The organism is Paenibacillus solani, assembly GCF_001277345.1.
GTDB lineage: Bacteria > Bacillota > Bacilli > Paenibacillales > Paenibacillaceae > Paenibacillus_AQ > Paenibacillus_AQ solani.
In genome coordinates this window covers 104138-117129 of record NZ_LIUT01000002.1, presented here as the reverse complement: position 1 = coordinate 117129, position 12992 = coordinate 104138, and the positions used below count along the sequence as shown (strand labels likewise).

Genomic DNA, 12992 nt, shown 5'->3' with positions numbered 1-12992 from the left:
TTGAAGGGGCATCTCACAAGTCTAACCGACTTTGGGATGCCTCTTTTTTTGGTACAAGAGACGATGTTTATAAATGATCGATATCCACGCTTCTATCAGTCTATAACCCATGAGGAATTTTTACTATATATGTCTATATTCAAAATACTTGGTGGAAATCGCATAACGATCTTATGAAAGTTAGCGTTGTATTATATATAGGCCTGAATAGTCCCAATGATCTCATCCAATCACACTAAAGGAAAGAGGTTACAGGTATGCCCAAAACGAAAAAGCAAACATACCTCTTATGGTCTGCAATGGTGCTTGTCATTTTGTTGACAGGTTGCGGACCGACCAAAGTAAAAGAGGATAATCCCGAGGCTGAACAACATCAAGAGAAGAAACCCAACGAGTTATCTGTGAAAGATAAGAACACGATTACTGAAGACATTGAAGCGCTATTCTCAGAAACCTGGGATCGCCAACATTACAGAATCGAAAATATCTCGGTTCATTTTCTTAATGAACAGGATGAAGGCGATAAAATATCCATCGATGCAAATATCAGTTATACCATGACTTTAATAAGGGATCCTGCGGACAGTCCTCTAATTAGAGGGATGAAAGAGGCCTTAGCAAAAATTAAACCTGATGATGAAAGAAAAATAGCTCAAGATATGATAGATGGCTACCTTAAGGAAAAGGAGCCTGAATTCAATCAAGAACAACAACTCAGCCTTCCGCTTAAAGTAGAAGTAACTAACAATGGTAACAGCGATTTGGAGTATCAACTATTATATCCCGTAACGAATGGGGAAGAGGTCACATTACATCCAGCCAGAGAATATTTCCTGGAGAATTTTAAAGAAGATGAAGCTGCACAAGAGCGAATGGGAGAAGACATGGTCAATGAGGAAATAGCCAGAGCCAAAGGGTAGGGTGTCGCGGCTTTCCATCAGATAAGAATAAAATGAAGCCAAAAGCGGGTGAATGCTTTTGGCTTCTAGTTATGTATCATGTCCTGTTACTTCTCAATTGTAAAGCTATCTTCACCCTCTATCGTAGGCAGATCTGTTATCGTCAATTGGTTTACACTCGCACGTTTCAATGACTGCATGCATTTGACCAGAAAATCAATATGCAGCTCTTCCCCTTGTAATTCTGCTTCCACGCTGCCATCTTCTAAATTCCTCACCCAGCCGGTTAATTTCATTCTTTGAGCAATACAGGATATTTCCAGGCGGAACCCAACCTTTTGTACCTTTCCGGCAAAGACTGCTTTTTGTCTGACTATTTGGCTTGGTTTAAAGTCTGGAATCTTAATACGGTTCGCATGCCAAGTGACATAGTCATTTCTGAGTTTTTTAAGAACGCTCATTCGTGGGCTCCTTTAGAGGTCTGTAATTGTTAAGATGACAGTGGGATTTTCTTAATCCAGCTTAGTGTCTTCCCGTACTTTTTCTCTACATGTACATAATACAACTCAATCTCAGCTTGTCCATTAGTATTTTCCAGTTTATTCATCGTAAATTTCGTTTTGTAGTTGCCCTTCTGAGTAGGAATCGCAAATCCAATATGATCCATCGCGATCTTATCTGAAGTTTCTCTTCTTAATAATTCCTCTGATTCATACCAAGTTCCAATGGAGCCTGGAGTATAGTACCCTGGATCCTCAACAAAACTAATATTTCCTAACCCAGATGCAACCGGATATATATAATGACTGGCTAATTCATCTTTCAATCTAACAATATCGAGCTCTACTAGAACATTATTTTCATCAAATGGGGTAATACGCCCTTCAATTTGAATATCAGCGCTAGTTATTGATGGTGATAAACGATTGTAATAGGTTAGAGAAAAAACAATAACCAGAACTGCTATTAATGTACTGCTAACAATCGTTACTTTTTTCATGCTTTCATCCCTTTACACATGCTGAATATTCCCCCCATGAAATAATAGACTGAAAATCACTCGATCATCAAATCGAATAGACTCCTCACCCTGAAATTTATTGAGATCGCCTGTCCAAGAACAATGGTACTCAAAAATATCATTCTTATAATGATTCGGTCCACGATAAGGGACCTCAGCAGTAACCTGCTTCAAGCACTCAAATAAAAAATCCGGGAAGCCCTCGATGGGATCATAAGTGTAGCCATAATAATTCATTCCCCATAGCGCCTTCTCTTGATGCCAAACAATCTCTTGTCCAATAAAATTAATTTCACCAAAATAACTGTCCATATATGCATAATCGCCATCTTTGTAGGGCAAATCTTTGGAGCCCATTCGACGTGGTTCTATCAATGCTCCGCTTCCCGATGCATAAGTTGTTTTCTTAGCTTGAACAAGAAATGATAAGAATTCATGATTCAGGGTCATCATTATATCCTCCAAATAGAAAATTAAAATAATTAGCCGATTGCAGGGGAACATTTTTGTATCTACGAACCCAAGAGGCATAAGGGAGCGTCATCGAATGGGCCAACGGACTTAGCCTAGCAGGGGTGTCTGTTGATCCAGCCTCCTCGAAAAAAACTCTGCAGGCTAGGACCTAGACAGAGATATGGTATAAATTCATTGATTGTTAGGTGACGTTATAGAATTCTACAAAAGCCCACCAATATCCTCCCGTATTCTATGCTGATGAGAAAATCCACATAGCAAATAACCCAGCCTATGATAAGAGCTATCTATGGCTGGGTCGTTTTGTGAATACAATAACGCGATTATGAGGTTTGCCCTACAGTGCCTTCCCTGATTGTTGATTATAGTTGCGCTTCATCATGCCAGTCGTTACTCTCATTCCTCTATTCTCATAATATCCTTGTAGATCCGCATCACATAACAAATCCACCATATAATAATCCTTCAACTGTTCTAACATTCTGTCAACTAATTCTGAGCCAATCCCTTGTTTCTGATACTCCGGTATGACTTCTAGTAATGGTATGTATGCTGTTAACACCTTATCTGAAATTGCATTAATAAATCCGACTACCTTGTTGCTATCCTTATCAACTGCCAGCCAAACATAGGTTGAATTCTGTAGTATTCTATAAAAATTCGCCCTTGACGGTGGATTCGGCCATCCATCAAAAAATCCTGAGTCCAATTGCTCTTCACTTATCCCGTCTAAGGAATATAGATATTCAATCATATGATTGAGTCCTCCAGTTGTTGTAGTAATCATGTATCTTCCATGATTATACATCGGAAGACTAGGGGCGTAAGCCCTATAGCGTGAAAACAATGTTAGATGATGTAGAGGAGGACTCCGAATACACGGATTCTCCTTTTTTAAATTTCTTGTTTCTTGTAATAGTTGGGCTGCGGTAATAAGTACTGGAGATTAGTTACTCACGCTTTCTGTAAAGTTCTTCACCATCATTATCAAGTATTATTATGTTATCTACTTCACTAGTTTCTGTATTAGGAATCAAGTAACCCTTTTTTCCTGTAATTCCTCTTGAGTGGGATTTACCATTGGTATAAGTAACTAAGATACGATCAGCACCAGAGCTTAACAAGTTTTCATTAATGATAATGGCTATGAAAGGGCTACCGTCTCCTACAAACACTGGATCTGAAGAATTTGCTCCCCATGACATTTTTTGATCATATATCTTTCCTTGCTGGTCTGCATAAAGTGTAATTAATGAATTATTAAGCAAAATGATTGCGGAATCATTAGTCCATATGCTATCTTCTAAATCCAGATTATTGCTATATACATAATCAGTTATTTGTTCATTGGTTGGGGGTTTATACACTGGTTCAGGTTTACTACAGCCGATTAGTAGAGCTATCAATGCTAAAGACAATAAATATTTTTTCATATCTTCTCCTGTATAAATTTTTAGGGGGAGTTCATCTAACATTCTTGTAACTACGAACCCTCACTACCTTAAAGGAGCAAGCGACTGGCCGCGATGTGGTTAGGAAGTGCAGGGTCATCTGCTGATACGCTTCCTCGAAAACCCTCGGCAGAACAAAGGATGACCGCGACGATGGTGTAGACACTTTGTTATGTAAAGTTACTTCTCTATGAGTCACAAAAACATCTGGTTGGAACTGGAGATAATTACTTTTTGAGCAATAAATTTAATTAGTTCTATATCATATACAAGTAAGTCTGCTTCTTTTGAAAACGGAAGTATAATCTCAATATCCTCCTCGCTCTCGTTAGATTTGCTGTGTACTATCTTGCACCTAATATTGTAGATTCTATCTCTAAGTGCATTAATTAATTCATTATCTGGCATCGAAGAGGATAATTTAATATCTGTTAGTCTTTTAGCTTGAGGCTTCTTACCGTCTTGCAATTTATATGAAAAGAACTCCTCTCTTCTAGTATTTGAATCAAGAAATTCTCTTAACTCAATTAATTCAATGCACTCATTCAAAGTAGACATTAGTTGGGTTTTTTCATTACTATAACCTTTCCCAAGCTTCAATCGTAGGGAATTTATTAATTTCGTTAAATTCACATCATTATTAACATTAAACATTGGATCTTTTAACATGTTTTTTAATGTTTTTTTCGCATTCACATCACTATAGATTGGATAATAAAACTCTATCGCCTGATAGTAAGCAAGATACTGTAATAAGGGCATTCGTCTTGCACTTCTTGCATACCAGTAGAGAGAGATGGATTCCATATTATATTGCATATTTGGAAATTCTAACATGCTAACATCCGCCTGATTCGGAACCATCCCAAAAGAAACTGAATTATATTGTTTAGATAAAATAATTGGTAATTTAAACTTCAAATCTATTTGAAAGAATAATGAATCGGAGACCTTCTGTAATACTTCTAAAGCCTTATCATGTGTCGATATATTTAATCCTTTAATTTTAAGTGAAATGCTCCCTGATCTTCTTAGATTTTTATTTAATAAAACCGCGATTTCTCGGGAGGCTGCTCCTAATTCTATTTCAATCTTTCCACTATCTGTTTCTTGCGTAAGTTGAATTGGTGAAATTGCAGTAACCTCTCGAACTGAATTAATACCAAACAACTTTCTATACATAACAATTAAACTAGTATGGATCGGTTCAATAATAGCTTCGATATATCCCGATTTATAATCACAAATTGCCAAATAATTATTGATGACTATATATTCTTCAAACCGTATTTCTAATAACGCAACAGCCGATAACCAATTATCAATTATTACACTATATTTTTCTCGACCGGAGTTTAATTTAACTATGACTTCGTAATCATCAGTATATTCGTAATCAATATTTGATTTTAAACAGCGTTCTCTTATTTCATTTGCATGTTCTTCTAGCACTATAGATTTTGTATCTCGGTCTCCGTCTGCTTCATCTGATTTTAATGAGTAATATTCTTGCATGTTTAAACCTCCGATTAATTTCTTAGAGTTACTTGTGGTTCTCTTGAGATTAATGATGGGTTTTCTGAAATATAATCAAAAATTTTTATAATATCCATTCTAATTCTCGTCAAATAATCTTCTAATGCATCTTTAGTAATAACGTTTATTACTGTATGAGGCATCCCAATAATAGGATTTCGCCATAGTAGAATACCTTGAGAAACTTCGTTTACACTCATTTCATTACTGTCATTTAAATAGGTTTCAAACAACCTGCCATCAATTACTAATATCGGAAAGCTAATGTTTACATATCTATCATTCCTTATTTGATCAGCCTGTTTGACTATTGCTCTAGTTGCCTTCGAGACCGATATACATGAGTTATATGCAACATCGTTACCACTTGTAAAAGCTTGTGTCAGCCCGTAACCAGGACGTTCAGGCAAACTGAAAAGTTTTAGATCTTGAATTTCTTTCTCATGTGCTAAGTTTCTCAAGATAATAGTACCAATCTTTGATCCTGCTCTTTGAGCAATTCTAGCAGGCGAAGCTAATCTAGTATTACTTGAGGTAAATATTATCCATGGTTTATCTTTCGAGACCTTGCACTCAAGTATCAAACTTATTCTAATAAGCTTGTCTCCTATTTCTTTTTGAAGACTTGCAACTATATCAATTTCTCTGTGTTGAGTTGACTCTTCATCAATATAGTATTCAGACTGGCGTACATTAAAGTTTAATTTCTGTAAAACTTCTGCTACACTCATCTCCAACGGATATCCTTGAGAATTTAACCAATCTGTAATCCGATCATTAATATTATTTTCTGGCAATTTATACACCTCATTTTCGATGATTTCACCTAACGTTCCCGTATTCGCCACCTCCCACCGACTTAAGGCTGCGCAAGCAGCCTTAAGTCGGTACGTATGTGTCCACTGATTCTGCTACTCTAGCAATCTTTTCTTGCGGACCAAGGGCTGCCAGGCCCGAACGTGAAAATAATGTTATCCGAAGGAAGCGTCTTCTTTTATTAAACTTTCAAACCCTATTCTCAAGTGAGTTGCATCAACAACCGTTCTATCTTTAATCAATATACAATCAATCTTAAAGTAGCCTACAGCTACTCCTACCAACATATTGATCATATCATTTATATTATCGAATGAGATCTGGAAAGAAGAGATTAATTCCTTATTGATTATGTCTTTTGCAAACAGTTTGGCTCTATCAATTCTCACCACACCGTTAACGTTACTATGTATGTAGAATGGTGAATTTAATGGATGAAAATGATGAGTTATTGCATTTCTTAACTTTCTTAACTTCTCAGATTCATTATCTATGATTTGAATACATTCTTTAATTTCGATTAAGTCTCTCTCTTGTAGTTTTCGTATTACATTTTTAATAGATACTCCATTTGAACCAAGTTTATCTTCAATTAATTTTAGACTAAACAAACAATTTATAAATTGCGCTACCCTTTCTACAAGTGTAAACAGTTTGCTCAATGCACTTTCAAAAAAGAATGAGAAATCTTGTACATCCATTACAGTCATTTTTTCAGTTGTATTTTTGAAATAATCTTTTTCAATTTTATAAGTCAAATAAACTAAGCATCCATGCGTACAAGCTAAGTCATATTCAATTAGTTGAAGCCAATACTTAATTTCTGTGAATTTAGTAAATTGTTCAGTATTCATATTTAGATCTTCTAGGGTAGTATTTTCAAATCGCTTATCGATTTTCAATATCAATTTATTAGTGACTAGTACGCTATCTAATGGGAACTCCCTAGCGATTCTATCAAACTCTTTAGAAGTTATTAGATCTCTAATATACTCCATACATAATCACCTCTGAGTTAGTAAATTTCGATTCTTTCGGAGAACGTTGTTGTATTCACGAACCTTCACTGGCTTAAGCGCAACAGCGCGGGTCTGACGGACTTAGTCAGTGCAGAGTTGTCGCCTGATTCATCTTCCTTGAAATCCCTCCTGGGACCGAGGGTGAATGCTCGACGCATGATTATGGTGTTAAGCGATGTAACTGACTTCTCCGATTCACCAGACTAAGCATTGTTACTAAAAATCTATGATCTTTACCATATAGGTTTTTTTGATCTTGTTATTAATGATTTGCACATATAGTTCTCTATCTGTATGTATGAAACTTCTGAGCAAACAGTGCCTGGCATATTTACAATGACCTCACTATATTACTTATTTGTTTGGGTTCACATATTCAGGTGTAACTAATTTTAAGGAAAAAATATGTCCACAATCTTTACATGCAGTCGCCTGTATAACGAAATAATTCTTAAGGTGAGGTTATCGTTGTAAATACTACACCATCAAGTCCAGTCGAAAGCTTCCCTTCAATAACATTAACTGAACCACAATTATTACATTTCACTTTATAAACTCCCTTGCAGTAGTTTTATCATTATTTAACTAACAATGATCGGTTAATCCTCAGTAAATGGAGTTCTTGATCTGCATATCTAGCTCTTAAACTATAAGATATTCACGACGTCGAGAGGCTTAAGGTCACAAAGGGACCGGCTGCACTTGCGCAGTTAGCCTCGCAAATATGTCTGCATGATTCCGCTCCCTTGCAATCTCCTCGGACGGACCGAGGAATCGTTAGGTTCCGAAGTGTGAATATTATGTTACATGAAGTTTATTGCTACTATGAATTTGCTATGTTATTTAGTTTGTCAAACGCCGTGGTAGTTGTAACTGTATTAACCTCTTGTAAAAGTCTCTGAATTAAACGAGCAGGAAAAGCACCTACAAATTCAACTCTTGATTTAGAAAACCTCTCAGCAACTCTATTGATCTTCTCCTCATAAGCATTTATATCCTCTTCCATTGTTTCACTTGCAATCATCACAACTTGCTTTTGTAGCACCTTGGCTTTTTCAAAAATTGTAACTTCTACTTGTTTTCTCAAAATTCTTCGTTCCTGTTCTATTCTACTAACTTGGTTAAAGAAATCATTAATAGTTGTGTAGTGATGTAAATCCAGCTTTTTTACAAACAAATGCTTATACTTGTCCCATGAATTGATTTCGATTACTGGCGTACTTTCGTAGTAGTCATTAGAACCTCTAAGTTTATCCAGAGATTCTTCAATACTTTTTATTTCTAAAACAACTATATTTGCAGCACTTTTTAACTCATCTTTTTTTTGATTTTTATAAAGAAAAAACACAAAAAAACCAACCACAAAAATAATAATTGTTTGAAAAAGATTACTATCAAAGAAATTATACAATTGCATTCCCTCCGTATTATGAATTTCATGTAACGTTCTTGTATTCACGACGTCCAACTCCCTTAAGCCCCGAAGGGGCGGCCGCGACGCGGTTAGGGAGTTGGATGTGTCCGGCTGAATATGCCTTCCCTACTGCTGAAATCCCTCTCCGAATCCACTTCTACCTTCTGCCGGACCGAGGGCCGAATGGACCGATGCGTGAACATGGTGTTATAGGATGTCAGCGCCTTCCTCGAATCACTCACACTTCGTTATATTATCTGATTATTTATTTTCGATCTAACCAATATGATTTTTCTGGTACTTCATCAAGTACAAAGATATCAATTGGTCCTCCGACTGTCTCAACTTTATTCATTACCTCTGAAAATCCTTTTCGATAAAAATCAATAATCTCATCAAATGTCCAATCTGCATTATCAGTTTCATAATAAGGCAAAATAATCTCATAAACTGGATCATCACCAATAACTGCTTTAGTTCCTCCCCATTGAAATTCGTTAAAATGAGATTGATAACTATGAATTTTTGGTATTAATTTTCCATTATCATTTTCGAATATTCCCATCAACAAGCAAAAGCGATTGTTTAAATCAAAAGGATTACGTCCCAGCTTCTCGCTTAGTGTTCTGTTCCATGTTTCCACTAATCCTCTGAAAATCAACTCGCCGGAATAATCAAACAATTTATTTTGATTCATTTTGATAAAATGCATTGTTATTTCATTTAAATCAAAGTGTTCTCCAATTGGTATTTTTCGTAAACCTGCATGACCAATGAATAGCTTATTTTGAATCTCAATGATTTTATTGGCTTTATCATCAAATTCAAGCATTTTCCCATCTTTATCTCTAGCAGATGATCTACTATCTGCCATAATAATGATTTTGTTCTGCCATACATGAGCAATTACCATTGTCATGAGTTTGCACCTTCTTGTTTTCGTATTTTTGCGCTGATTTCCTATAACTCTTTTCCACGTATTCATCCATTTCCCAGACAGGTCCAAATAGACGAATTCGTCTAACGCCATACTTACATATATTAGACAAAGAGGAGGCCAATCCTCCTACATTTTCGGCAGAATTCTTCACATAATGTGGTTCTGAGGTCACGGAAGTGTTCCTGAATATACCTCTAGTGCGGTTTCACTCTCCGACAAATGTGTGAGATTGTTCATGAATCATGTTTCTCTGAGACTATTCGGCTAGAGCACAGCTAAAGCGATATAAAGCAAAAATGAATGAAGCACACACGACAAAACCATCTCTTTGATTAATCGAAAGGGATGGTTTTTTTTGTGCGCTATTTTGTCTCCAAAGCCAAAGTGTATGAATTTCCCAAATAATTTATTGACAGTTTAAATCAAATGACATAAACTTTCAATTGATTTATAGTGTCAATAAAAGTTAATGGCGAAAGGTGGTAACTTCCATGAACAGTCAATACAAGCGAAGATGGTGGGTGTTGGGGGCACTGGCCATAGGCATACTCGCGGTAGGTTTGGACATGACGATCCTCAACCTTGCTTTGCCTATTTTAGCTACAGACATGCAGGCAACGAATGGGGAACTTCAATGGTTTGCGGATGCGTACAATCTTGTATTCGCGGCAGCGCTACTTCCGGCAGGTTTGCTCGGGGATCGGTTAGGGCGTAAAAAGATGCTCATCATCGGGCTGATTATATTCGGAGCTGCATCGTTAGTGTGTGCGTATTCTAGTTCCCCATGGGAGCTCATAACAGGGCGTGCATTACTAGGACTTGGAGCCGCACTGTTGGTACCCTTGTCTATGTCCATCATACCCGTGATGTTTTCTGAAAAAGAACGGCCTAAGGCAATAGGAGTTTGGATGATGGCTAACGCTTTTGGTATCCCGCTCGGTCCAGTTCTAGGTGGGTGGCTACTCGATAATTACTGGTGGGGGTCCGTGTTTCTGATTAATATTCCTCTCATTGTTATCGCTCTGTTTGCAGTTTCTTTCCTTCTGCCAGAATCTCGAGGTTTACAGAATCAAAGGATGGATCTCATCGGAATACTGACTTCAAGTGTCGGTCTAGTCGGTGTAACCTACGGCGTAATTGAAGTGGGGGAAAGAGGCTGGGGGGACATCACAGCAATTACTACAATCCTCACAGGACTAGTACTTCTAGTGGTCTTTATGTTATGGGAGCGTCGAACGAGTCATCCGCTTATTGACCCTGCTTTGTTCCGTTCGCGAAGCTTCACCTGGGGTACTGTATTAGCGACGGTTGTTTCTTTTGCCATGTTTGGGGTGTTGTTTGTAATGCCGCAATACTTCCAAGCGGTGGAAGGGGTGGATGCATTAAGTGCAGGTTTACGATTATTGCCGCTCGTTGGTGGGCTTTTAGTTGGATCACAAGTATCCGATCTGCTCCAGTCCCGTTTCGGTACCAAGGTCACTCTTTCATTCGGCTTTTTAGTACTCGGAATTGCTTTGGTTATTGGAGCCAATACGGGTGTTACTAGTGATTATGGATTTGCCTCGATATGGGTAACCCTTGTCGGGCTTGGAATTGGATTTGCACTGCCAGCTGCCATGGATGAGGCAATGTCCGCACTTACTGCCGAAACAAGTGGTGTGGGTTCAGCGCTCCTTATGGCCTTACGTCAGGTTGGTGGAACGATGGGGGTAGCTATCTTGGGCACCATACTTAGCAGTGGGTATCGAAGTAAACTGGATTTACAAGGGTTACCTGCGGAAGCTGTGGAATCGATTCGACGAAACGTATCGGCTGGTGTAGCTGTGGCTCGCCAGATTCATTCGAACACATTGATAGATTCGGTAAAGTCCTCTTTTGTTCATGGAATGGGAATCACGTTGTGGGTGTGCGCGGGAGTGGCAGTTATCGGTGTTCTCATAACGATGAAATTCGTAAAGACGAGGGTACACCGTAATGAAGTTACGGATGTTGGAGTTTAACACCTTTCAAAATTTGACATACACATTTAAATGGAACAAACTATCACTATATATGTAGACTCGATTAAAATCCTCACCTTTTGCGGATTCAACCGATTCAAGGTCGTTCCCGCGCTAGAGTTGTATTCAGTACCTTCATGCTTGGCGTAAAGAGGGGGATGGAGACATGGAGTCTGAACAAACTAGCATTAAGGAGTGAGATTAAAGTGTCAACGAATAATAAACGGAACGGCGGATTGCGTGAGCGCAAAAAGGCAAAAACCATGGCAAACGTGCAGATGCATGCGCTGCGGCTTTTTCGCGAAATTGGATATAATGCCACAACTGTGGAGCAGATTGCGGAGGCTGCGGAGATTTCCCCCAGCACTTTTTTTCGGTACTTTTCGACAAAAGAGGATGTGATGATCACAGATAACTATGATCCTCTCCTAATCGCTTCATTTGAAAAACAGCCTCCTGAACTGAGTACACTTCAGGCGGTGAGAAATGCGATGTTATCAGGAATCTCCGAGTTGTCTGCTGATGAGATAAAGACGATGCGCGAGCGAAATCAGCTTATCATGTCAGTTCCTGAACTTAGGGCAGCGACATTGAATAACCTGACCCAGACCATGCAGCTGCTCACAGAGATGATAGCCAAACGCACGGGCCATAAATCTGATGACTTAGCTGTGCGTACATTTGCTGGGGCTGTCGTAGGGGTAAACATCTCGGTGATGTTTTACTGTGCAGAGAATCCTGAGGCGGATTTTGCTAAAATGCTGGATGAAGCCTTGGCCAAATTAGAGGAAGGTTTACCGCTGTGAGTGTGTCCCCCAAAAGTACCCTTAAACTCTAAATAGGCATGAGTACGCACAAGTATGAGTTACCTTTTTTAAGGCTCGATATGTGCTTGGGTAGCATACCATCCCCTAAACTTTAGTTTTAGGGTTAAATTGATGGGTTCCTTAAATCCGAAACTATCATTCTCATATTGTTGTGTTACAAAGACCTTCGAGACGAAAAAGAAATGCAGCGGCAGAACAAATCCTATGCGATGTGATTTCTTGTTATACGTAAAATTTTCTTCAATATTAACTCCACGCTCGATTGGATTGATTTTTTGATATGTCATTTGGTTCATATAATCCGCATGATCGGTCGCTCCGCTCATGGCCTTTTCTAAAATAACCTTTATGTCATGTGCAATCCATACGCCGAACAAAACATAGGCAGCAACAAATAGGACTGTCAGTGAAAGTACAAGTTTTTTTCTTCTCATGTCTATTCCCTCCTGAAGATTGTACCCATCTCTTCTATATAAAACGTGTTAAGAACGAAATAGTTATATCTTAATTTAATGTTAGGATGTTCATTGCTCCTTATGAGATTCGAACCGTTATAAAAAAGCCAGCATCATCCGCATCATGGGATAACGCTGGC

The 12992-nt window shown here is 38.1% G+C and carries 14 protein-coding genes; 3 read left to right on the top strand and 11 right to left on the bottom strand.

Features of this window, described 5'->3' with window-relative positions:
• The first annotated feature begins 257 nt into the window (after positions 1–257).
• Positions 258–920, top strand: a complete 663-nt coding sequence (locus AM231_RS16995; protein ID WP_054403756.1) for a hypothetical protein — start codon at positions 258–260, stop codon at positions 918–920.
• A gap of 86 nt (positions 921–1006) precedes the next feature.
• Here the strand turns inward: AM231_RS16995 and AM231_RS16990 are convergent, their stop codons facing one another.
• From AM231_RS16990 to AM231_RS16945, 10 genes are all read right to left on the bottom strand, one after another.
• The gene (locus AM231_RS16990) at positions 1007–1360 is read right to left on the bottom strand and encodes an acylphosphatase (RefSeq protein ID WP_054403755.1); all 354 of its coding nucleotides are present in this window, start codon (positions 1358–1360) and stop codon (positions 1007–1009) included.
• 29 nt (positions 1361–1389) lie between these two features.
• Complete coding sequence (locus AM231_RS16985) at positions 1390–1899, bottom strand: hypothetical protein (protein ID WP_054403754.1); 510 nt, start codon at positions 1897–1899, stop codon at positions 1390–1392.
• 12 nt (positions 1900–1911) lie between these two features.
• Positions 1912–2373 (bottom strand): DUF5680 domain-containing protein, encoded by a 462-nt coding sequence (locus AM231_RS16980; protein ID WP_207383628.1) that lies wholly within the window; start codon positions 2371–2373, stop codon positions 1912–1914.
• A 358-nt stretch (positions 2374–2731) separates the two neighbouring features.
• Positions 2732–3148 (bottom strand): GNAT family N-acetyltransferase, encoded by a 417-nt coding sequence (locus AM231_RS16975; protein WP_341271626.1) that lies wholly within the window; start codon positions 3146–3148, stop codon positions 2732–2734.
• Between the two features lie 196 nt (positions 3149–3344).
• The gene (locus AM231_RS16970) at positions 3345–3827 is read right to left on the bottom strand and encodes a hypothetical protein (RefSeq protein ID WP_054403752.1); all 483 of its coding nucleotides are present in this window, start codon (positions 3825–3827) and stop codon (positions 3345–3347) included.
• Between the two features lie 213 nt (positions 3828–4040).
• Complete coding sequence (locus tag AM231_RS16965) at positions 4041–5360, bottom strand: hypothetical protein (protein ID WP_054403751.1); 1320 nt, start codon at positions 5358–5360, stop codon at positions 4041–4043.
• 14 nt (positions 5361–5374) lie between these two features.
• Positions 5375–6229 (bottom strand): hypothetical protein, encoded by an 855-nt coding sequence (locus AM231_RS16960; protein WP_054403750.1) that lies wholly within the window; start codon positions 6227–6229, stop codon positions 5375–5377.
• Between the two features lie 123 nt (positions 6230–6352).
• Positions 6353–7195: a Cthe_2314 family HEPN domain-containing protein gene (locus AM231_RS16955; RefSeq protein WP_054403749.1), complete on the bottom strand. Its 843-nt coding sequence runs from the start codon at positions 7193–7195 to the stop codon at positions 6353–6355.
• 844 nt (positions 7196–8039) lie between these two features.
• Complete coding sequence (locus AM231_RS16950) at positions 8040–8675, bottom strand: hypothetical protein (protein ID WP_054403748.1); 636 nt, start codon at positions 8673–8675, stop codon at positions 8040–8042.
• A 220-nt stretch (positions 8676–8895) separates the two neighbouring features.
• Entirely contained in the window at positions 8896–9549 is a 654-nt protein-coding gene (locus AM231_RS16945; RefSeq protein WP_131724769.1) for a hypothetical protein, read from the bottom strand.
• A gap of 512 nt (positions 9550–10061) precedes the next feature.
• Between AM231_RS16945 and AM231_RS16940 the strand changes: the two genes are divergently transcribed.
• Together AM231_RS16940 and AM231_RS16935 are read left to right on the top strand one after the other, a co-directional pair.
• Positions 10062–11570: a DHA2 family efflux MFS transporter permease subunit gene (locus tag AM231_RS16940; protein ID WP_054403746.1), complete on the top strand. Its 1509-nt coding sequence runs from the start codon at positions 10062–10064 to the stop codon at positions 11568–11570.
• A 206-nt stretch (positions 11571–11776) separates the two neighbouring features.
• The gene (locus tag AM231_RS16935; protein WP_479724487.1) at positions 11777–12376 is read left to right on the top strand and encodes an acyl-CoA-like ligand-binding transcription factor; all 600 of its coding nucleotides are present in this window, start codon (positions 11777–11779) and stop codon (positions 12374–12376) included.
• 68 nt (positions 12377–12444) lie between these two features.
• Here AM231_RS16935 and AM231_RS16930 read toward each other — a convergent pair whose 3' ends face one another.
• A complete protein-coding gene (locus AM231_RS16930; protein WP_054403745.1) occupies positions 12445–12831 on the bottom strand; it encodes a hypothetical protein in 387 nt (128 codons plus the stop codon).
• Between the last annotated feature and the right edge of the window lie 161 nt (positions 12832–12992).

What these genes read in the sequence shown, in the direction of transcription:
- AM231_RS16980 (WP_207383628.1), bottom strand. Translation starts at nt 2,373, where the DNA reads ATGATGACCCTGAATCATGAATTCTTATCATTTCTTGTTCAAGCTAAG.
- AM231_RS16940 (WP_054403746.1), top strand. Translation starts at nt 10,062, where the DNA reads ATGAACAGTCAATACAAGCGAAGATGGTGGGTGTTGGGGGCACTGGCC.
- AM231_RS16990 (WP_054403755.1), bottom strand. Translation starts at nt 1,360, where the DNA reads ATGAGCGTTCTTAAAAAACTCAGAAATGACTATGTCACTTGGCATGCG.
- AM231_RS16995 (WP_054403756.1), top strand. Translation starts at nt 258, where the DNA reads ATGCCCAAAACGAAAAAGCAAACATACCTCTTATGGTCTGCAATGGTG.
- AM231_RS16955 (WP_054403749.1), bottom strand. Translation starts at nt 7,195, where the DNA reads ATGGAGTATATTAGAGATCTAATAACTTCTAAAGAGTTTGATAGAATC.
- AM231_RS16930 (WP_054403745.1), bottom strand. Translation starts at nt 12,831, where the DNA reads ATGAGAAGAAAAAAACTTGTACTTTCACTGACAGTCCTATTTGTTGCT.
- AM231_RS16965 (WP_054403751.1), bottom strand. Translation starts at nt 5,360, where the DNA reads ATGCAAGAATATTACTCATTAAAATCAGATGAAGCAGACGGAGACCGA.
- AM231_RS16945 (WP_131724769.1), bottom strand. Translation starts at nt 9,549, where the DNA reads ATGACAATGGTAATTGCTCATGTATGGCAGAACAAAATCATTATTATG.
- AM231_RS16975 (WP_341271626.1), bottom strand. Translation starts at nt 3,148, where the DNA reads ATGATTGAATATCTATATTCCTTAGACGGGATAAGTGAAGAGCAATTG.
- AM231_RS16985 (WP_054403754.1), bottom strand. Translation starts at nt 1,899, where the DNA reads ATGAAAAAAGTAACGATTGTTAGCAGTACATTAATAGCAGTTCTGGTT.
- AM231_RS16970 (WP_054403752.1), bottom strand. Translation starts at nt 3,827, where the DNA reads ATGAAAAAATATTTATTGTCTTTAGCATTGATAGCTCTACTAATCGGC.